Source organism: Streptomyces sp. NRRL F-5126, assembly GCF_000721265.1.
In the GTDB taxonomy this organism is placed as follows: Bacteria; Actinomycetota; Actinomycetes; order Streptomycetales; family Streptomycetaceae; genus Streptomyces.
Map to the genome: position 1 here is coordinate 256,169 of NZ_JOFZ01000002.1, position 19,450 is coordinate 275,618.

Annotated in this window: 17 protein-coding genes; 13 read left to right on the top strand and 4 right to left on the bottom strand. The window is 73.6% G+C overall.

Annotation, left to right across the window (positions count from 1 at the left end; all coding sequences use genetic code 11):
• The first annotated feature begins 22 nt into the window (after nucleotides 1-22).
• The 11 genes from IH48_RS0105375 to IH48_RS0105425 all read left to right on the top strand — a co-directional run bounded on the left by IH48_RS0105375 (nucleotide 23) and on the right by IH48_RS0105425 (nucleotide 13,014).
• Entirely contained in the window at nucleotides 23-706 is a 684-nt protein-coding gene (locus IH48_RS0105375) for a GntR family transcriptional regulator (RefSeq protein WP_051839195.1), read from the top strand.
• 552 nt (nucleotides 707-1,258) lie between these two features.
• A complete protein-coding gene (locus IH48_RS0105380; protein WP_030899769.1) occupies nucleotides 1,259-2,485 on the top strand; it encodes a threonine synthase in 1,227 nt (408 codons plus the stop codon).
• A 49-nt stretch (nucleotides 2,486-2,534) separates the two neighbouring features.
• The gene (locus IH48_RS0105385; RefSeq protein ID WP_051839201.1) at nucleotides 2,535-4,118 is read left to right on the top strand and encodes an ABC transporter substrate-binding protein; all 1,584 of its coding nucleotides are present in this window, start codon (nucleotides 2,535-2,537) and stop codon (nucleotides 4,116-4,118) included.
• Nucleotides 4,115-5,074 carry an ABC transporter permease gene (locus tag IH48_RS0105390; RefSeq protein WP_030899774.1) on the top strand — a complete coding sequence of 320 codons (960 nt, stop codon included), beginning with the start codon at nucleotides 4,115-4,117 and terminating at the stop codon, nucleotides 5,072-5,074. Before IH48_RS0105385 ends, IH48_RS0105390 begins: the two co-directional genes overlap by 4 nt.
• The gene (locus IH48_RS0105395) at nucleotides 5,071-6,063 is read left to right on the top strand and encodes an ABC transporter permease (protein WP_078849501.1); all 993 of its coding nucleotides are present in this window, start codon (nucleotides 5,071-5,073) and stop codon (nucleotides 6,061-6,063) included. Before IH48_RS0105390 ends, IH48_RS0105395 begins: the two co-directional genes overlap by 4 nt.
• Complete coding sequence (locus IH48_RS0105400) at nucleotides 6,060-6,857, top strand: SDR family NAD(P)-dependent oxidoreductase (RefSeq protein WP_051839203.1); 798 nt, start codon at nucleotides 6,060-6,062, stop codon at nucleotides 6,855-6,857. The genes IH48_RS0105395 and IH48_RS0105400 overlap by 4 nt, the downstream gene beginning before the upstream one ends.
• Nucleotides 6,854-7,714, top strand: coding sequence for a polysaccharide deacetylase family protein (locus IH48_RS0105405; protein WP_051839206.1), 861 nt, complete (start codon nucleotides 6,854-6,856; stop codon nucleotides 7,712-7,714). The genes IH48_RS0105400 and IH48_RS0105405 overlap by 4 nt, the downstream gene beginning before the upstream one ends.
• On the top strand, nucleotides 7,711-8,751 hold the full coding sequence (locus IH48_RS0105410; protein WP_078849524.1) for an ABC transporter ATP-binding protein: 1,041 nt from the start codon (nucleotides 7,711-7,713) through the stop codon (nucleotides 8,749-8,751). The genes IH48_RS0105405 and IH48_RS0105410 overlap by 4 nt, the downstream gene beginning before the upstream one ends.
• On the top strand, nucleotides 8,748-9,785 hold the full coding sequence (locus IH48_RS0105415; protein WP_051839208.1) for an ABC transporter ATP-binding protein: 1,038 nt from the start codon (nucleotides 8,748-8,750) through the stop codon (nucleotides 9,783-9,785). Before IH48_RS0105410 ends, IH48_RS0105415 begins: the two co-directional genes overlap by 4 nt.
• A complete protein-coding gene (locus IH48_RS0105420) occupies nucleotides 9,782-11,026 on the top strand; it encodes a M20 family metallopeptidase (RefSeq protein ID WP_051839210.1) in 1,245 nt (414 codons plus the stop codon). The genes IH48_RS0105415 and IH48_RS0105420 overlap by 4 nt, the downstream gene beginning before the upstream one ends.
• Nucleotides 11,023-13,014 (top strand): alpha/beta hydrolase family protein, encoded by a 1,992-nt coding sequence (locus IH48_RS0105425; protein ID WP_030899796.1) that lies wholly within the window; start codon nucleotides 11,023-11,025, stop codon nucleotides 13,012-13,014. The genes IH48_RS0105420 and IH48_RS0105425 overlap by 4 nt, the downstream gene beginning before the upstream one ends.
• Here IH48_RS0105425 and IH48_RS0105430 read toward each other — a convergent pair.
• The 3 genes from IH48_RS0105430 to IH48_RS0105440 all read right to left on the bottom strand — a co-directional run bounded on the left by IH48_RS0105430 (nucleotide 12,977) and on the right by IH48_RS0105440 (nucleotide 15,810).
• Complete coding sequence (locus IH48_RS0105430) at nucleotides 12,977-13,513, bottom strand: GNAT family N-acetyltransferase (protein ID WP_030899799.1); 537 nt, start codon at nucleotides 13,511-13,513, stop codon at nucleotides 12,977-12,979. The two genes, IH48_RS0105425 and IH48_RS0105430, sit on opposite strands and share 38 nt — an antisense overlap.
• A 69-nt stretch (nucleotides 13,514-13,582) precedes the next feature.
• Nucleotides 13,583-15,250: an MDR family MFS transporter gene (locus IH48_RS0105435; protein WP_051839211.1), complete on the bottom strand. Its 1,668-nt coding sequence runs from the start codon at nucleotides 15,248-15,250 to the stop codon at nucleotides 13,583-13,585.
• Nucleotides 15,247-15,810 carry a MarR family winged helix-turn-helix transcriptional regulator gene (locus tag IH48_RS0105440; RefSeq protein ID WP_051839212.1) on the bottom strand — a complete coding sequence of 188 codons (564 nt, stop codon included), beginning with the start codon at nucleotides 15,808-15,810 and terminating at the stop codon, nucleotides 15,247-15,249. The genes IH48_RS0105435 and IH48_RS0105440 overlap by 4 nt, the downstream gene beginning before the upstream one ends.
• A gap of 241 nt (nucleotides 15,811-16,051) precedes the next feature.
• Here IH48_RS0105440 and IH48_RS0105445 point away from each other — a divergent pair, with 241 nt between their 5' ends.
• Nucleotides 16,052-16,948 (top strand): polysaccharide deacetylase family protein, encoded by an 897-nt coding sequence (locus tag IH48_RS0105445; RefSeq protein WP_030899807.1) that lies wholly within the window; start codon nucleotides 16,052-16,054, stop codon nucleotides 16,946-16,948.
• Nucleotides 16,949-16,978: 30 nt separating this feature from the next.
• Here the strand turns inward: IH48_RS0105445 and IH48_RS0105450 are convergent, their stop codons facing one another.
• Nucleotides 16,979-17,782 (bottom strand): VOC family protein, encoded by an 804-nt coding sequence (locus IH48_RS0105450; protein WP_030899810.1) that lies wholly within the window; start codon nucleotides 17,780-17,782, stop codon nucleotides 16,979-16,981.
• A gap of 317 nt (nucleotides 17,783-18,099) precedes the next feature.
• Between IH48_RS0105450 and IH48_RS0105455 the strand changes: the two genes are divergently transcribed.
• Entirely contained in the window at nucleotides 18,100-19,401 is a 1,302-nt protein-coding gene (locus tag IH48_RS0105455) for an ROK family transcriptional regulator (RefSeq protein ID WP_030899813.1), read from the top strand.
• Nucleotides 19,402-19,450: the final 49 nt, after the last annotated feature.

The window sequence follows — 19,450 nt, forward strand, 5'->3', positions numbered from 1 at the left end:
GCGGATGCCATGATGCGGTCCCATGGCGATCGAGCGGCAGACCTACAAGGAGCAGGCGTACCGGGAGATCCGCCAGATGCTCGTGGACGGTGAGCTGCCGCCCGGCTCCAAGGTGGTGGTGCGCCTGCTGTCCGAGCGGCTCGCGCTGTCGCCCACGCCCATCAAGTCGGCGCTCGCCGGGCTCGAACGCGACCGCTTCCTCGTCGCCGTGCCGCACCGCGGCTACTTCGTCCCCGAGGTCGCCATCGAGGACATGCGGGAGATCTACGAGCTGCGCGAGGCGCTCGACGGCATCGCCGCGCGCAACGCGGCCGGCTCCCCGGACGCCGAGGGGTTCGTACACCGCGTCCTGCGGCCGCTGTACGAGGAGCAGCGCAGGGTGCTTGACGAGGACGGCGGCCAGGGCTACAGCGCCGTGGACGTCGCCTTCCACCGCGCGATCTGGCACGCCTCGGGCAACGCGCGCCTCGCGCAGATCCTCGACAACCTGGGCGGGCAGTTGCGCTTCGCCTCCGGCTCGTCGTCCAAGGTGCCGGGGCGTGTCCCCGAGGCGCTCGACGAGCACGAGGCGATCATGGCCGCGGTCGCCGCCGGGGACTCCGCGCTCGCGGAACGCCTCTCGCGCCGGCATGTCCGCCGCGCGGCGGAGGCGTTCGGCGGCGTCGTCACGCCGGAGTCCCCGACCCCGTACCGCCCCGCGGACTGACCCGGCCCCGCGCGGCCGTGCAGGCCGCAGCGCCCCGGGCCTGCCGCCCCGCCCCGCGTGGGGCGGCAGGCCGCCGCGACCCGGTGGCCCGGGGGCCGGTGTCCCCGCGCCCGCGGCCTGCCGTGCGCGCCCCCGGGCCCGAACGGCCCGGCCGTTTCCCGCCCGTCGTGCGTGGGGCGGCCTCCAGCTGCGGCCCGGCGGGCATCCCGGGGCCCGAACGGTGCGGCCGTTTCCCGCCCGTCGTGCGTGGGGTGGGCTCTCGCCGGTAGCCGGCGGGCGCCCCGCTGCGCGGACGTGTCCGCCCGCCACGGCCCGGCGGGTGCCTATCCGGTCGCCCCGGGGCCGGTGTCCCCGCGCCCGCTGCGGCCCGGCGGGAACCCCGGGGCCCGCACGGCGCGCCCTCGGGCCCGAATGGGGCGGTCGCACGGTGCGGGCGTCGCCTGCCCGCCGCGGGGTTTGGGCATCCCGACAAGGGTTGAGACAGACCCTTGACGGGCCCATGATTTGAATCCAAAATCCAAACCACTCCTGCCCGTCCCTACGAGGAGACCCATGCCGCACTCCGCCCTCAGCCACCTCGAATGCTCCAAGACCGGCAAGCGCTACGACGCCGACCAGGTCCAGGGCGTGAGCGACGCCGGAGCGCCGCTGCTCGCGCGCTACGACCTCGAACAGGTCGCGGCCACCGTCACGCCCGCCGACATCGCCACCCGCCCCGCCGACCTCTGGCGCTACCACGAGGTGCTGCCCGTCAGGGACGAGGCGAACATCGTGTCGCTCGGCGAGGGCATGACCCCGCTGCTGCCCCTGCCGTCGTACGGCGCGGCCATCGGCGTACCCGGCCTGCTGATGAAGGACGAGGGCCTGGTGCCCACCGGCACCTTCAAGGCGCGCGGCGCCGCCGCCGGGGTCTCCCGGGCCAAGGAGCTCGGCGTCACCGGCGTCGCCATGCCGACCAACGGCAACGCGGGCGCCGCCTGGGCCCTGTACGCGGCGCGCGCCGGGATGAAGAGCCTGATCGCCATGCCCGTGGACGCGCCGGCGATCACCCGGGCCGAGTGCGTCGTGGCCGGCGCCGAGCTCTACCTGGTGGACGGCCTGATCGGCGACGCGGGCAAGCTCGTGGCCGCCGCCGTCGCCGAGCGCACCGGTTACCAGGAGGTCTCCACGCTCAAGGAGCCCTACCGGCTGGAGGGCAAGAAGACCATGGGGTACGAGATCGTCGAGCAGCTCGGCTGGCACGCCCCCGACGTGATCCTCTACCCGGCGGGCGGCGGCGTCGGCCACATCGGCATCTACAAGGCCCTGCTGGAGATGCGCGAGCTGGGCTGGCTCAAGGGCGACCTGCCGCGCCTGGTCGCCGTGCAGGCCGAGGGGTGCGCGCCCATCGTCGAGGCGTACGAGGCCGGCAAGGACGAGAGCGTGCCGTTCCCCGACGCGCACACCGTCGCCTTCGGCATCACCGTGCCCAAGGCGCTCGGCGACTTCCTCGTGCTGGAGGCGGTACGCGCCACCGAGGGCACCGCGATCGCCGTCAGCGACGCGGAACTCCTCGCCGAGCAGGCCGAACTGGCCCGCCACGAAGGCGCGTTCATCTGCCCCGAGGGCGCGGCCTGCATGGCCGCCGCCAAGCGGCTGAGGGCCTCGGGCTGGCTGCGTGAGGGCGACCGCACGGTCGTGCTCAACACCGGCGCCGGCATCAAGTACCCCGAGACCGTCACGGTCGACGTCCCGACGCTCGCCGTCGACTCCCGCATACCGACACCGTCGGCCGGCTGACCGCCCGAGCGGCGGCAACCCACCGGCACATCCCGGCAGGAGACGAACCATGCGCGCTCCCCGGCAACCCCGGACCACCCGGACACGCACCGCGTTCCGGGGGCTCCGGGCGCCCCGGGCAGCGGCGCTCGGCGGTCTCGCGGCGCTGCTCGCCGCGTCACTGACCGCCTGCGCGCTGCCCACCACCACCGGCGGCTCGGCCCCCGGGTCCGCCCGGCTCACGGCGGACCTGGCCGGCTACCCGTCGAGCCTCGACCCGGGGCTCCAGTACGACACCGACTCGTACTCGGTCTACCGCAACATCTTCGACCAGCTGCTGCACCGCGACCCGAAGACCAACAAGCCCATACCCTGGCTGGCCACGCACTGGCGCCGCACGACCCCCACCACCTGGGTGTTCACCCTGCGCGACGACGTCCGCTTCAGCGACGGCAGCAGACTCACCGCAGCCGACGCCGCGTTCAGCATCCAGCGGATACTCGACCCGAAGTTCGGCAGCCAGCAGTACGCCAACTTCTCCGCCATCGCCTCGGCCACCGGCCATGGCGACACCCTGACCATCAGGACCAAGTACCCGTCCCCGACCCTGCTCACGTACCTCACCACGCTCTCGGTCGTGCCTGAGGCGTACGTGAAGAAGGTCGGCAACGACCGGTTCAACGTGCGGCCGATGGGTTCGGGGCCCTACAGCTTCGTCTCCGCGATCCCCGGCTCGCAGGTCGTGCTGCGGCGCAACGAGTCCTACTGGGGCGCGCAGCCGCCCATCCGGCGCGTCACGTTCCGCGCCGTGCCGTCCCCGGCGAGCCGCGTCGCGGACCTGACGTCGGGCAAGGCGGACATCGCGGACGGGATGACGCCGGACACGGCCATCCAGATGAAGTCCGCCAGCAACCTCAAGGTGCTGTCCGCCCCCACAGAACGCGTCAGCTACCTGGCCTTCAACACCATCAAGGGCGGCCCGACCGACGACCCGCGGGTGCGGCAGGCCATCAGCCTGGCCATCGACTACAAGGCCCTGATCAGCGCGCTGGAGCAGGGCTACGGCAAGCGCGTGGACAGCGTGCTCACACCGCTCGCCGTCGGCTATCCGAAGCAGCTCGCCCCCTACACGTACGACCCGGCGAAGGCCCGGGCGCTCATCAAGGAGGCCGGCGCCGCGGGCAAGACCGTGGTGATGGCCACGTCGCCCACGTACGACCCACAGATCGTGCAGGTCATCCAGGCGAACATCCAGGACGCCGGTCTCAAGGTCTCCATCGTCAACTCCGACCAGGCCACCTACCTCAAGAAGGTGCAGAGCCCCGCGCACGACTGGGGCTCCATCCGCTTCGGCCAGTGGTCCTGCTCCTGCCTCGACGCGGACGGCGTGGCCTACCCGCTGTTCCGCAGCGGCACGGTGTGGAGCTCGTACCACAACCCCGACTTCGACGCGCTCGTCGACAAGGCGCGCAGGACCATCGACCCGGTGGCACGCGACCGCCTCTACGCCAAGGCCTACGGCATCCTCGACAAGGACACGCCGGGCGTCGGCCTCTTCCAGATCTACTCCATCTACGGGGCCAACAAGCGGCTCTTGTGGCATCCCGATGCCCAGCAGAGCTTCTACGTGGCCGACATGAGGTTCACACCATGAACCGAGGAGCAGTGGCCACCGCCGCCGGGTACCTCGGCACGCGCCTCGGCCAGGCGCTCATCGCCCTGTGGGGCGTCACCACGGCCGTCTTCTTCGCCCTCAGGCTCTCCGGCGATCCGGCCAGGCTGCTGGCGCCGCAGGGCGCCACGGCCGCGGACATCGCGCGGCTGCGGAGGCAGCTGGGGCTCGACGTGTCGGTGTGGCACCAGTACCTGAACTTCCTCGACGGGCTCCTGCACGGCGACCTCGGGTACTCCTATGTCCAGCACCAGCCGGCGCTCGACCTCATCGGCCAGCGCGTTCCCTACACCATCGACCTGGCGCTGTCCGCGCTGTTCCTCTCGGTGGTGTTCGGCGTCGGCGCCGGGATGGTGATGGCGCTGAACCGGGGCCGCTGGCCCGAACGCGTCCTGATGCCCGTCGTCCTCGTCGGGCAGGCCATGCCTGCGTTCTGGACGGGCATCCTGCTGATCCTGCTGTTCTCCGTCACCTTCCGCATCCTGCCCTCCACCGGCTACGGCGGCGTCACCTCGCTGATCCTGCCCGCCGTGACACTGGCCTCGCTGTCCGCCGCGACCGTCGCCCGCATCACGCGCGGCGCCGTGCTGGAGCAACTCGGCCGCGACTACGTGCGCACCGCGCGCTCCAAGGGCGCGGGCACGGCCCGGCTGGTGGTGCGCCACCTCGCCCGCAACGTGTCCGTGCCGATCCTGACCGTCCTCGCGCTGGAAGTGGCGAACCTGCTGGGCGGCTCGGTGGTGACCGAGCTGATCTTCGCCTGGCCCGGGCTCGGCCAGCTCACCGTGCAGTCGGTGGACGGCCGGGACTTCCCCCTCGTCCAGGCCATCGTGATCCTCGCGGCCCTCGTGTACATCGTGGTGAACCTCGTGACGGACCTCGCGTACGCGTTCCTCGATCCGCGCATCAGCACACTCGGAAAGGGGGCCGGGACATGAGCGGCCAGAAGGCGACCGGCCGGGCGGGGCGGCGGCGGGGGCTGATCCCCGCCGCGGTGGTGGTCCTGTACGTGCTGGTGGCGCTGTGCGCGCCGCTGATCTCCCCGTTCGACCCGAACCACGCGGACCTGGTGGCCCGCCTGAGCGGCCCGTTCACCACCGTCCACGGCCACTTCCACCTGCTGGGCACGGACGCGCTCGGCCGTGACGTGCTCAGCCGCGCCTTCTACGGCTCCCGCGTGTCGATCGCCGTCGCGGCGGCCACGGTCGTCGTCTCCGGCGCCTTCGGCGTGCTCGTCGGCGTGCTCGCGGGCTGGTACCGCGGCTGGGTCGGCGTGGTCGTGATGCGCGTCGCGGACATCGCGCTGTCGGTGCCGTTCTTCCTGCTGGCGATCCTGGTGGTGGCCGTGCTCGGCCCCAGCCTGGTCAACGTGGTCATCTGCCTGGCGCTGGTGCGCTGGCCCCGCTACACGCGCATCGCCTATGCCGGCGTCCTGGAGACCCGGGAGCGCGGCTTCGTGCGCGGCGCGGTGGCGGTCGGCGCGCCGGGCCGGTGGATCGTCACCCGGCACGTGCTGCCCGAGGTGCTGCCGCTCGCCGTGGTCGTCGCGACCCTGGAACTCGGCCTGATGGTGGTGTTCGAGGCGTCGCTGTCGTTCATCGGCCTCGGCGTCCAGCCGCCCACCGCGTCGTGGGGCTCGATGCTCTCCGACGGGCAGAACTACGTCGCCTCGGCCTGGTGGCTCGTCACCTTCCCGGGTCTCGCGCTGTTCGGCCTCGTCCTGGCAGTGAACCTGCTCGGCGACGCCGTGCGCGACCGGCTCGACCCCACCCGCAGCGTGTCGAGGAAGCCGTTTCGCAGGCGCGGCCCGAGGGGCGCCGGCCGTGCGCCCGGGTGGCTGCGCCCCGGCGGCGCCACTGATTCGGCGGCCCCGTCCCCCACACTCCCGTCTTCCACTGCCCCGTCCGGCACTTCACAGGAGGCATGACCGTGCGCGACTACCGGGACGAATTCAACGGCACGCGGGTGGTGGTGACGGGTGCCGCCGGGATCTTCGGCACGTGGATCGCCGAGGCGTTCGCGGCGGCCGGGGCCGACCTGCTGCTCACCGACGCCCGCCCGGAACCGCTCGCCGCGCTGGCGAAGCGCCTCGGCACCCGGCACCTCGCCGCGGACCTCGCCGACGCCGGGGACCTCGGACGCCTCGGCGACGCCGTCGCGGAGACCTGGCAGGCGCCGGACGTGCTGGTCAACAACGCGGGCCTGTATCCGCGCACACCCGTCGCCACCACCGGGCCCGACGAGGTCAGGCGCATCCTCGACGTGAACGTCGTCGCGCCGTACGAGCTGTCGCGCCGCGCGATCGGCGCCATGACCAGCGCGGGCGTGCGCGGCCGCATCGTCAACATCTCGTCCGGCGCCGCCGTACGCCCCGGTCCGACCGGCTCGGTGTACGCGGCGAGCAAGGCAGCCGTGGAGACGCTGACCCGCTCCATGGCGCTGGAAGTGGCACGGCACGGCATCCGGATCAACACCGTCCAGCCCGGGTTCGCGCCGGGCAGCGAGGTCAGCGCGCTCACCGACGCGCACATACGCGGCATGCGCGACAGGATCCCGCTCGGCCGCACCTCGGGGCCAGGCGACGCCCCGGCGGCCGTGCTGTGGCTGGCCTCCGAGGACGCGTCCTTCGTGACAGGCACCACCCTCGCGGTGGACGGCGGCCGTACCGCAGGCGACTACACGCCCCCACCCACGGCACCGGAAAAGGAGGACGGCCGATGACCGCCACCTACCCATGGCCCGACGGCCGCCGCGCCGGACTGTGCGTGACGTTCGACTTCGACGGCGAGTCGCCGCTGCTGTGGCGGCTGCGGAACGACCCGCCGGGCGACGTCGCCGAGCTGGAGCAGCGGCGGTACGGGCCGCGCCGCGGCGTCCACAACATCCTGGACGCGCTGGAGAGCGCCGGCGTGCGCGCCACGTTCTTCGTGCCCGGCTGGATCGCGCGGACCTACCGCCCCGCGGTCGAGGAGATCCACGCAGCGGGGCACGAACTCGCCCTGCACGGCTGGTGCCACGAGCCGCCCGCCTACCTGGACGACGCCGAACTGCGCTCCACCCTGACCCGTGCACGCGACCTGCTCGGCGAGATCAGCGGCACCGCGCCCACCGGCTACCGCTCGCCCAGCTTCCGCATGGCGCCCGATTCGTTCGACATCCTCGCAGGACTCGGACTCGCCTACGACAGCTCGGTGATGGGCGACGACCGCCCGTACCGCATCGGCGAACTCGTCGAGATCCCCGTCGACTGGGCCACCGACGACGCCGTGTACTACCGCTACACCGGCGGCGGCGAGACCCGCCCGCCCTACGGCGCGGCCGACCTGTACGACGCGTGGCACGCCGAGCTCGCCGGGGCCCGCGAGACGGGCAGCCTGGTGAACCTGACCATGCACCCCTGGCAGTCCGGGCGCCCGGCGCGCGTCCTGTGGCTGCGGCAACTCCTCAGCGATGCCAAGGAGTTCGCAGACATCTGGATCGGCACGGCGGGCGAACTGGCCGCGCACCACGCCAAGACGGCGCCGCGCGAGCCCGCCGCGCTCGACGTCCCCACCGACGCCCTGGGGTGGCCGCTGTGACGACGGCACCCGACACCTCGCCCGCACCCGCACGCATCGGGGACACCGTCCTGGACGTGCGCGACCTGCGCGTCTCCTTCGGGCCGGGACTCGACGCCGTGGACGGGCTGACCCTGACCGCGCGCCGCGGCGAAACGGTCGCCGTCGTCGGCGAGTCGGGCTGCGGCAAGACGCTCAGCGCCCTCGCGCTCAGCGGGCTGCTGCCGGGCAGCGCCACCGTCACCGGCTCCGCCGTGCTCGACGGGCTCCAGCTCGTCGGCAGGAGCGAGCGGCAGTGGCGCCCGCTGCGCGGCGCCAAGGTCAGCATGATCTTCCAGGACGCGGCGACCGCGCTGAACCCGCTGATGTCCGTGGGCGCCCAGATAGAGGAGGTCATGGCCATCCACGGCACCCACGGCAGGGCGGCCCGCCGCGCACGCGCCGTGGAACTGCTGACGTCCGTGGGCGTCCCCGACGCCGCCGTGCGGGCCCGCAGCCACCCGCACCAGCTCTCCGGCGGCATGCGGCAGCGCGTGATGATCGCGATCGCACTGGCCGGCTCGCCCGACCTCGTCGTCGCCGACGAGCCCACCACAGCGCTCGACGTCACCGTCCAGGCTCAAGTGCTCGCCCTGCTGCGGGAGTCGACGCGGGACGCGGCCGTGCTCTTCATCACGCACGACATGGGCGTGGTCGCCGAGATCGCCGATCGTGTGGTCGTCATGTACGCGGGCAGCGTCGTGGAGTCCGGCCCGCTCGACGAGGTACTCCAGCGCCCCCACCACCCGTACACCGCCGCCCTGCTGGCTTCGGTGCCCGACCCGGACGCCCCGCTCGCGGGCGAACTGCCCACCATCCCCGGCCGGGTGCCGCCGCTCGGCGAGCGCGCCGAGGGCTGCCCGTTTCGCGACCGGTGCCCGAAGGCGCGCGAGAAGTGCGGGCAGAAGCCGCCGCCGGCCGTCATCACGCCAGGCGGTTCCGCCGCCGCGTGCTGGTACCCGGAACACACCGCGGCCGCGGAAGGCGGCCGCACCCCCGACGAGGAGGGCACGCCATGACGCAGCGACCCCAGGCCGTGGCGGGCCGCGAGACGACCGGCGCCCCGCTGATCAGGGCCGACAACCTCACCAAGCGCTACACGGTGCGCACGCGCGCGGGCCGCCGCACACTGACCGCCGTGGACCGTGTCGACCTGTCCGTCGGCGCGGGCCGCATCGTCGCCGTCGTCGGTGAGTCGGGCTGCGGCAAGTCGACCACCGGGCGGCTGCTGCTGGCCCTCGAAAGCCCCAGCGAGGGCACGGTCACCGTCGGCGGGCGGGACGTGGCGCTGCTGTCGAAGAAGGAACTGCGGCTGCTGCGCCGGGACATCCAGCCCGTCTCCCAGGACCCCTACGACGCGCTCAACGGCCGGATGACCGTCGAGCGGATCCTGTCCGAGCCGGCCAGGGTGCACGGCGTGCCGCTCGGCGGGCCCGGCGGCGCGCGCACCGTCGCGGAACTCCTCGACCTGGTGGGCCTGGGCGCCGCCTACGCGCAGCGCCACCCGCACGAGTTGTCCGGCGGGCAGCGGCAGCGGGTGGCCATCGCACGCGCCCTGGCCCTCGAACCGAGGTTCGTGGTGTGCGACGAGGCGGTGTCCGCGCTCGACGTGTCGGTACAGGCTCAGGTGGTCAACCTGCTCGGGCGGCTGCAGCGGGAACTCGGCCTCGCCTACCTGTTCATCAGCCACGACCTCGCGCTCGTGCGCTATCTCGCGCACGAGACCGCCGTCATGTACCTCGGGCGCGTCGTCGAACAGGGCCCGACGTCCACGCTGTTCGCGGATCCGCGCCACCCGTACACCCAGCTCCTGCTGGCGACCGTGCCCAGGCCGCGTGCGCGCAGGCAGGGCCGCGACGAGCAGCGGCGCGCCGCCGTGTCGGCCGGCGACCTGCCGAGCCCGCTCGACCGGCCCAAGGGGTGCGTGTTCTCGACGCGCTGCCCCCTCGCGACGGACCGCTGCCGGGCCGAGGAGCCGAGCCTGCGTCCTGTGGGCGGCGAGGGGCGGACGGTGGCGTGCCACTACGCCGAGACGGCGGAGGTGGCGGCATGACGGGCAACGCGTACGGGGACGGCGGTGCGGTGCGGCGCCTCGCGGCCGAGGCACGCGCCCGCACCGAGGAGCTGCGGGGCGAACTGCTGGCGCTGAGCCACGCGATCCACGCCGATCCCGAACCGCGGTTCGAGGAGCACGCGGCGGCGGGGCGGCTGCGCGCGCTGCTCGGCGCGCACGGATTCACCGTCGAGGCGGGCATCGGCGGCCTGGACACGGCCTTCCGCGCCACCCGCGACTTCGGCGGCGAAGCCGGGGACGGCCCCACCGTCGCGGTGTTCTGCGAGTACGACGCGCTGCCCGGGCTCGGCCACGGCTGCGGCCACAACGTCATCGCGGCCGCCGGCGCGGGGGCCGCCCTGGCCGCGGCGGCGCTCATGGCCGAGCGCGGCAGCCCCGGGCGGCTGCTGGTGATCGGCAGCCCCGGCGAGGAGGGCGGCGGCGGCAAGGCGCGGCTGATCGACGCGGGCGCGCTCGACGGCGTCGACGCGGCCGTCATGGCACACGCCGCCGGGTACGACGCGGTGGCGCGCACGAACCTGGGCCGCCTCTCCCTGGAAGCGGTCTTCACCGGGCGCGCCTCGCACGCGTCCGCGGCGCCCGAGGGCGGCAGGAACGCCCTCGACGCCGCCACCCTGCTGCTCGTCGCGATCGGGCTGCTGCGCCAGCAGACCACCCCGGACTCCCGCATCCACGCGCGCGTGGCGGAGGGCGGGCAGTCGATCAACATCATCCCGGAGCGCGCCAGGGTCGAGCTGTTCGTCCGCTCCCTGGACAGCGGGTACCTGCGCGGGCGGCTGCTCGACGCCGTACGCGACTGTGTGCGGGGCGCTGCCATCGCCACGGGCACGTCGTACACCTTCGATGAGGTGGCGCCCGCCTACGACCCGGTGCTCGCCAACCCGGTGCTCGCGGATCTCGCGGCCGAGGCGTTCGGCGCGCTGGGGCGGCCGATCCCTCCGGGCAGCGGCTGGGCAGGGCCCGCGGGCTCCACGGACATGGGCAACGTGAGCCAACTCCTGCCCGCCCTGCACCCGTACGTGTGCGCGGTGCCGGGCGCTGCCCTGCACACGCGGGAGTTCGCGGCGGGTGCGGCGGGCAAGGAGGCGGACGCCGCCGTGCTCGACGGGGGAGCGATGCTCGCGGCCGTGGTCACCTCGCTGTTCACGCGGCCCGAGTCGCTGGAGCGCGCGAAGGCGGAGTTCGAGTCCGCCACGGCCGGCGGGGGAGGGCGCGCATGAGTGGCGAGGAGGCGCCCGTGCGGGGCATCGTCCCTGACGACCTGGCCGCGCTCGCGCTGGTCGGGGCGCCGGATGTGGCACCCGGCGGCGGCTGGAGCGTCGCGGCCGTACAGGGCGTGGACGCGGGCAGGGAGCGCTACACCAGCAGGCTCTGGCGTTTCGCCACGCCCCCCGGCACCGCGCCCTCTCCCCTCACCGGCGGCGAAGGCGCCTGGTCCGACACCGCGCCCGCGATCGCGCCCGACGGCAGCCGCGTAGCCTTCCGCAGCGACCGCGACGGCACGCGGCGGCTGTGGCTCGTACCCGCGTGCGGCGGCGAGCCCGCGCCGCTGGACGGCGCGCCGGACGGCAGCCCCGCCGAGTTCGCCTGGCTCGACGACGAGCACCTGCTCGCGCTCCACGCCAGACCTCAGGCCCCGTCCCGGGCGTCCGCGCCCGTGGTGGTGGACTGGCTGCGCTACAAGAACGACGGCGCCGCCGGGCCCGTCGAGCCCCTCGACGAGCTGTGGCTGCTGCGGATCCCCCGCGACGGCACGGCCTGCGCGCCGCGCCTGCTGCGCGCGGGCGGCGAGCAGGCGCGCCTCGGCTGCCTGGCGCCCGACGGCAGGGGCGGGGTGTTCTACGCGGCGCGCCCGCGCCACAGCGACGAGTCGCACCCCGCGACCCAGGTGTGGCGGCACGACCTGGCCACGGGCGGCGAGGCGCCGGTGTGGCGGTGCCCCTCACTCGTGCGCGCCCTCGCGGTCACCGCGTCGGGCCGTCCCGTCGCGCTCGCCAGCGGCGTGGCGGGCCACAGCGTCGAGCCGCCGCGCGTGTGGTGGGCGGACGAGGGGCGTCCCGCCTTCCCCGGCCAGGACCTGGAGTGCGAGCGCGCACTGCTCGCCGACGCGCGTCCGGTGGGCGCGCCCCGGCTGCTCGCGACGGCGGGGGAGCGCATCGTCTTCGCCGTGACGACGGCGGGCGAGGTCGCCCTGTACGAGGGCGGCGCGGACGGCACGGCCCGCCGGATCACCCCGGCGGGACGGTCCGTCGTGGACTTCGCCGTCAGGGACGGCGTTACGGCCGCGTGCCTCGAATCGGCGACGCAGCCGGCCGAACTGTACGTGGCGGGGCGGCGCGTCTCGTCGTTCAACACCGCGTGGGCACGGGCGGCACGGCCCGTCGCGCCCGAGGAGGTGACCACCACCTCGGCGGACGGCCTCCCGTTGCGCGGGCTGCTCTACCGCTCGCCGCACGGCGCACGCGGAGACCTGCTGCTGCGGGTGCACGGCGGCCCGCACATGGTCTACGGCAACGCCTTCGACCTGGAGACGCAGAGCTACGTCGCCGCCGGGTTCCACGTGCTGCTGCCCGAGGTGCGGGGCGGCGCGGGCCGCGGCACCCCGTTCAGGGCGCTGAGCGTGGGCGCCTGGGGACGCGGCGACGTCGACGACCTGAGCGCCTTCGCGGACCTGGCGGTGGCCACGGGCGTGGCCGCACCCGACCGCCTCTACCTGGCGGGCGGCAGCTACGGCGGCTACCTCACCAACTGGACGCTCACCAGGACGGGCCGCTTCCGCGCCGCCGTCTCCGAGCGCTCCCTGTCCAACCTCGTGTCCAAGGCGGGCACCTCGGACAACGGGTTCACCGTCAACCGCCACGAGTTCGGCGGCGCGGACGTCCTGGACGCGGCAGGCGCCGCGGAGCTCTGGGACCGCTCGCCGCTCGCGCACGCGCGCGCCGTCACGACGCCGCTGCTGCTGATCCACGGCGAGAGCGACCAGCGCTGCCCCGTCGAGCAGTCCGAGCAGTTCTACGCGGCGCTGCGGCGGACGGGGCACGAGGTGGTGCTCGCCCGCTACCCGGGCGCGTCCCACGGCTTCGCGACCACGGGCCGCCCCGACCACCGCGTGCACCGTCTCGAGCTGATCCTGTCCTGGCTGCGCGACCACGCGTCACGCGCCGCGGACGCTACGGCTGCCCGCCTGCCGCGAAGCAGTGGAGCGTGACCGTGCGGCCCCCGTCCCACACCTGCCGCGCGGTCGCCAGCAGGCGCCAGCCGAGGCGTTCGTACAGCGCGCGCGCCGCCACGTCGGATTCCACGACGTCGAGCAGCGGCTGCCGGTGTGCCGCCCTGGCCGCCGCGGCCGCCCGCCGCACCAGCAGAGCGCCCGCGCCCCTGCCCCGCGCGGCGGGGGAGACGAACAGCCGGCTGACCACCGCCGTCCGCGTCAGGTCCGCGCCCTCGGCCGCGCACCACAGCGCGGCCGCGAGGTCGTCGGGCGTGGCGCGGCACAGCGCCACATGGCCCACCACCTCGCCGCTCGCGGCGTCCCGCGCCACCCATGCCGCGTCCAGCGCCTGGGGGGCGAGCCATCCGGCCGGGTCGCCCGGCCAGTCCAGCGGGTAGGCGCCTTGCGCGTGCACGTCGGCGAGCACGCGCACGCACGCGGCGAGGTCGTCGGCCGTCCGCTCCTCGACCAGGAGCGCGTCGTTGTCGTTTCGCACGCCCGTAGCCAACCACTCACGGCCGGGCCCCGTCGGCGCGGGCCCGGCCGTCCCGTCATGCGTGCGCCGTCACGCGGCGCTGGGGTTGGGCTCCTCTTCCTTGGTGAAAGCGCCCGCCGTGGTGCGCAGCGGGACCTCCTTGATCAGCGCCGACAGCAGCAGCGCGATGACGAGTACCGCCGCGCCCACGAGGAAGGCCACCGAAATGGCGTCCGTGAAGCCGACCTTGAACGGGTGCGCGAGTGTCGGGTCCAGCTTCGAGAGGAACGACGTGTCGTTGAGCGCGCCGGAACCGGCGTGCGTCATCGACTTCAGCTGGTCCGGGTGCGCCTTCGCGGCCTGCTGGAAGGCGGGCGAGTGCTGCGCGGAGGCGAAGGCGTCCGCGATCTTGCCGGACACGATCGAGTAGACGATCGAGAGGAAGACCGCGACACCGACCGTGCCGCCCATCTGGCGGAAGAACGTGGTGGACGACGTGGCCACGCCGATGTCGCGCGGCGGCACCGCGTTCTGCATCGCGAGGACGATCGTCTGCATGTTCAGGCCGAGACCCGCGCCCACGACGAACATCGAGGCGTCGATGTAGACGAGACCGCTGTCGGCCGTCATGCGCCACAGCATCAGCATGCCGACGACCAGCAGGAAGCAGCCGATGATCGGGAAGATCCGGTACTTGCCCGTGCGGGACGTGATCTGGCCGGAGACCAGCGACAGCAGCATGATGCCGAGCACGAGCGGCAGCGTCAGCAGGCCCGCCTTGGTGGGTGAGTTGCCCTTCACCAGCTGGAGGTAGAGCGGGATCAGCGTGATGCCGCCGAACATACCGATACCGATGATGAACGACTGCGCGGTGCCCAGCGCGAACATGCGGTTGCGGAACAGCCGCAGGGGCAGCAGGGCGTCATCGCCCGCGCGCCGCTCCGACAGCATGAACGCGACGATGCCGACGCCGCCGATGAGGTAGCAGGAGAGCGAGCCGGTGGAGCTCCAGCCCCACGTCCTGCCCTGCTCCGCGACGATCAGCAGCGGCACGAGGCCGACCATCAGCGAGATCGCGCCCGGGTAGTCGATGCGGTGGTCGCGGCGCACGTGGTCGAGGTGGAGGACCTTCGTCACGACGACGAGGGTGGCGATGCCGATCGGCACGTTGATGAGGAAGATCCAGCGCCAGCCGTCGATGCCGGCGACCGTGTCCGCGCCGGCCAGGGCGCCGCCGATGACCGGGCCGAGCACGCTGGACGTGCCGAAGACGGCCATGAAGTAGCCCTGGTACTTCGCGCGCTCACGCGGCGGGATGATGTCGCCGATGATCGTGAGGGCGAGCGACATCAGGCCGCCCGCGCCGATGCCCTGGAACGCGCGGAACGCGGCGAGCATGTAGATCGAGGTCGAGAAGGTGCACAGCGCCGACCCCAGGACGAACACCGAGATCGCGAAGATGAAGAACGGCTTGCGCCCGTACTGGTCGGAGAGCTTGCCGTAGAGCGGCGTGGCGATCGTCGACGTGATGAGGAACGCGGTGGTCACCCACGCCTGCGCCGTGAGGCCGTTGAGGCTCTCACCGATCTTGTAGATGGCTGTCGAGACGACGGTCTGGTCCAGCGCCGCAAGGAACATGCCCATCATCAGGCCGGAGAGGATCACCATGATCTGGCGGTGCGTGTAGCCGGTCGGCCCGGGTTTCTCGGGGCTGCCAGGACCGGCGTTGGCCGACGCGGCGTCGGCGGTGGACGTCATGGAGTCGTTTCCTTTCGGGTCGCCGGACGGACGTCAGTCCAGTCGGAATCGGCGAGTTCTGTCTTGTAAGTGAGGAAGTCGTCGACGAAGCGGGACAGCAGCGCGGCGAGCTGGCTGCGCTCGCTGTCCGCCCAGTCGCGCAGCATGTGGTCGTAGTGCAGGTTCCTGCGCTGTTTGCGCTCGTCGACGGCCTCGCGCGCCTTGGCGGTCGCGGTGAGCAGGCTCGCCCGCCCGTCGCCGGCGTCCGCGTGGCGTTCGAGGAACCCGTCCCGTACGAGCTGGGCGACGTGCCTGCTGACCGTCGAGGGGTCGGACTGCACGAGCTCGGCGAGCTCCTTGACGCGCACGGGCCCCTGCGCCACCACGGCACTCATCAGCAGGAAGGTCGACCAGTCGACATCCTTGCGCGCCTTGTCGAGCATCTGCTGGCGCGACTTGAGGAACAGGTGAAGCAGCCGTTCCATCCCCTCGGCCAGCTGCGAGGTGTGATCCGTCCACGCGGCGCCCCCCGGCGGGGAGCACGGTGTGCCGGAGCTGTGCTGCGGGGGCACGCCGCTCATGCCCTGCCCTCCCGTGGCTGTGTCATGCAAGTGCATGAGTCATACAAGTGCTTGCCTCACACAACTATATCTGATCCGTGGCGTTCATATGACCAATTACGGAGCGGCCGGCGAACACGGACCCAGGGGGGCCGGAGGGCAGCTCTCCGGCTCTTCGACGACCGCCCGCGGTCCGGCCCCGCGGCCGGAAACGGCCGTGCCAGAATCGCGGGGGAGCGAACCGGAGAGGCGGGCAGCGGCGATGAGCGCGACGGAGCGGGAACCCTGGCAGTGGGACGAGGCGACGTGGCGCGGCCACGTCGGCGCGGTACGCGCGGGCAGGCCGCTGCGCCCCGCCCGCTGGCCGGGCGGCGCGCGGGCCGCCGTGGCGCTCTCGTTCGACTCCGACCACGAGACGATCCCGCTGAGGAACGACGAGACCCAGCCGGGCAAGCTCTCCCAGGGCGAGTACGGCTCGCGCACGGGCGTGCCCCGCATCCTGCGCCTGCTGCGCGACCGGTCGGTCCCGGCCACGTTCTTCATGCCGGCGGTCTCGGGCCTGCTGCACCCCGAAGAGGTGCGGGCATACGTCGAGGACGGCCACGAAGTGGCGCTCCACGGCTGGATCCACGAGCGGAACATGCAGCTCGCCGGGGCCGACGAACGCGAACTGACCTTCCGCGCCGCCGACACGCTCGAAACGCTCAGTGGCAAGCGCCCGGTCGGCATCAGGACCCCGTCCTGGGACTTCTCCGACAACACGCTGGCCATCTCGCGCGAGCTCGGCCTGCTGTACGACTCGTCGCTGATGGCGGACGACGAGCCCTACGAGATCCTCGACCACGGCGAGCCGACCGGCATGGTGGAGATCCCGGTCGAGTGGATCCGCGACGACGCGCCGTACTTCACCATGGACCGCTACACCTCCTCACGCCCCTACACCCCGCCGCGCGGCGTGCTGTCCCTGTGGCGGGACGAGTTCGACCTGGCGCTGGAGGAGGGCGGCCTCTTCCAGCTCACCATGCACCCGCACGTCGTCGGCCACCGCTCACGCTTCGCCGTCCTGCGCGAACTGCTCGACCACATGGGGCAGTACGACCTCTGGTACGCGACACACGAACAACTCGCCCAGTACGTCAAGCGGGAGTGCGGCCTCTGACCGCACGAGGCGGCTCGGCGGGCCCGGCCGTCAGGCTGACGTCACCGTGAACAGGCCCCCGTCCGGGCCCCGCAGCGTCGCCACGAGCGCCGCGTCGTGCGCGGCGTCGCGCGCCGCGGGCACCACGACCGAGCCGCCCGCGGCCTGCGCCGCGCCGACCGCAGCGGAGACGTCGCGCACCGGGAAGTGCACCTCCCAGCGCGGCCGAACGTGCGGGTCGGGCGGGCTCTCCAGCGCCCCCCCGTACAGCTCGGCGACGCTGTGCCCGCCCTCCTCCACGCGCACGTGGTCCTGCTCGTAGCGGACGTCGACGACGGAGCCGGACTCCCCGGCCCAGCCGAACACCTCGCCGTAGAAGATGGCCGCCGCGAACGCGTCGCGCGTGCGCAGCCGCAGCGTGGCCGGCGCGCCGCCGCGCCCGACGGCCCAGCCCGGCATCGTCATGCCGGCCCAGAAGCCGAACGTCGCACCGTGCGGGTCGGCGGCCAGCGCCGCACGTCCCATCGTCATCGCGAGCGGGCCCACCGCCACGGTGGCCCCGCGCTCGCGGATCCGGGCCGCCGTGTCGTCCGCGTCGGCCACCGCGAAGTAGGGGACCCAGGCGACCGCCGCGCGCAGGCTGGTCGCGATCGCGCCGATGCCCGCGGCGGGCGTCCCGTCCTCGGCGATCGCGACGGCGAACTCCTCGCCGAGCGCCATGGGGCGGAAGCGCCAGCCGAGCACCGCACCGTAGAAGTCCTGCGCCGACCCGAGGTCGTGCGTCATCAGGCTCACCCAGCAGGGCGCCCCCGACACGGCACTCGACGGGACCGGGGTGTGGGATGAGCGCTCCATGAGTCGTCCTCAAGACCTTTCTGCAGGGCGGGGTGGGCAGACACAGACTTCTCCTTCCCCGGCGCCGTGTCCGTACGGCTCGCCGTGCGCGCGACGGTGAGACGGGGCGTCCAGGATGCGGGCGGGTCTTGAGGACTGCCCCACGCCCCGGCTACGTTGCTCCCCATGCAGCGGACGACGCACCTGACGACGCGGGGTCATGTGGACCTCAAGCGCGTGTGCTCCGCCGCGTGTCACCAGGTCTGAGGACTCGCACGGCTCCCGCCGCCAGGCAGGCGGGGGAGTACGTCAAACCCTTCAGGACCTGGAAGGCCCTTGTGGACAGAACCGATCCTTCTGCGCGCCCTCCCCGCCTGCGTCCCACCGCGCCGCTGCGCAGGGCCGAAGCCGCGGCGGCGGCCACCGCCCTGCCGGCGCCGCGTCGTGCGCCGGGCGCCGGCGCCGTGCTGCGCGCCGTGCTGGACCACGGGCCCGTCGCGCGCTCGACCGTGGCGCGGCTCACCGGGCTCTCGCCCGCCTCCGTCACGGGCCACTGCGCGCGGCTGCTCGACCGCGGGCTGATCAGGCAGGCCCCCGAGACGGCGGGGCCGCGCGGGCTCGGCCGCCCGCACGTACCGATGGAGATCGAGCAGGACGGGCCGCTGGCGGCGGGCGCGCACATCGGCGTCGCGTGCTCGACGCTCTCACTCACCGACCTGCGCGGCCGGGTGGTGGGTCAGGAACGACTGCCGCACCCGCCGGCGCCCGGCCGCACGCCCGAGCGGGTACTCGGACCCCTGGCGGCCCACATCCCGGAATTCGTCGACCGCCATGCGGACGGCCGCCGCGTGACGGCGCTCGGCGTGGCCACCGGGTACCGCGTGGACCCGGCGGCCGGCGTGGTCCTCGACCACCCGCTGCTCGGCTGGCAGGACGTGCCCGTGCGCGCGCGGCTCGAAGCCGCGAGCGGTCTGCCCGTCGAGGTGGACAGCCACGTGCGGGCACTGACCCGCGCGGAGCAGCTCTTCGGCGAGCCCGCCGTACGCACCGCGGCCCGCGCGAGCGCCGTCGTGCTGTTCGTCGGGGCCGTGGTGGACGCCGCGTTCAGCACCGGCGGAGCCGTGCACGAGGGGCCGCGCGCCGGGTCGGGCGGGGTCGCCCACCTTCCGGTGGGGGTGGAGCGCGGCGAAACCCCCATGCGGTGCGTCTGCGGCGGGTACGGCTGCCTGAGCGCCGAGGCGTCCGAGCGGGCGATGCTGGGGCGCGCCGCCGCGGCCGGGCTGCCCGTGCCGTCGTTCCGCGCCCTGCTCGACGCCGCGCTCGCCGGAGAACTTCGTGCGCTCGCGCTGTTCGTGCGGCGGGCGCGGCTGGCCGGCCGCGCAGCCGCGCTGCTCGTCGACCTGTTCGACCCCGCGGTGCTCGTGGTCGTCGAGCCCGGGTCCTGCCGCCTTCCTCGCTGCCTCGGCGCGCTGCGCCGCGAGGCGGCCAGGTGCTCGCGCTCGCTGGGCACCGCGGACGCGCAGCGCGTCGTCGTGCCCAGCAGTTTCCCGCGATCGGTACTCGCCACGGCGGGCAGCGCGGTGGCGCTGCACGCCCTCTACACGGACCCGTTGGAGCAATTTCCCAATAACCGGACTTAATTCAAAGAGTTGCATTGTTGACCGGGCCCGAAAAAGCGCCGGATGATGG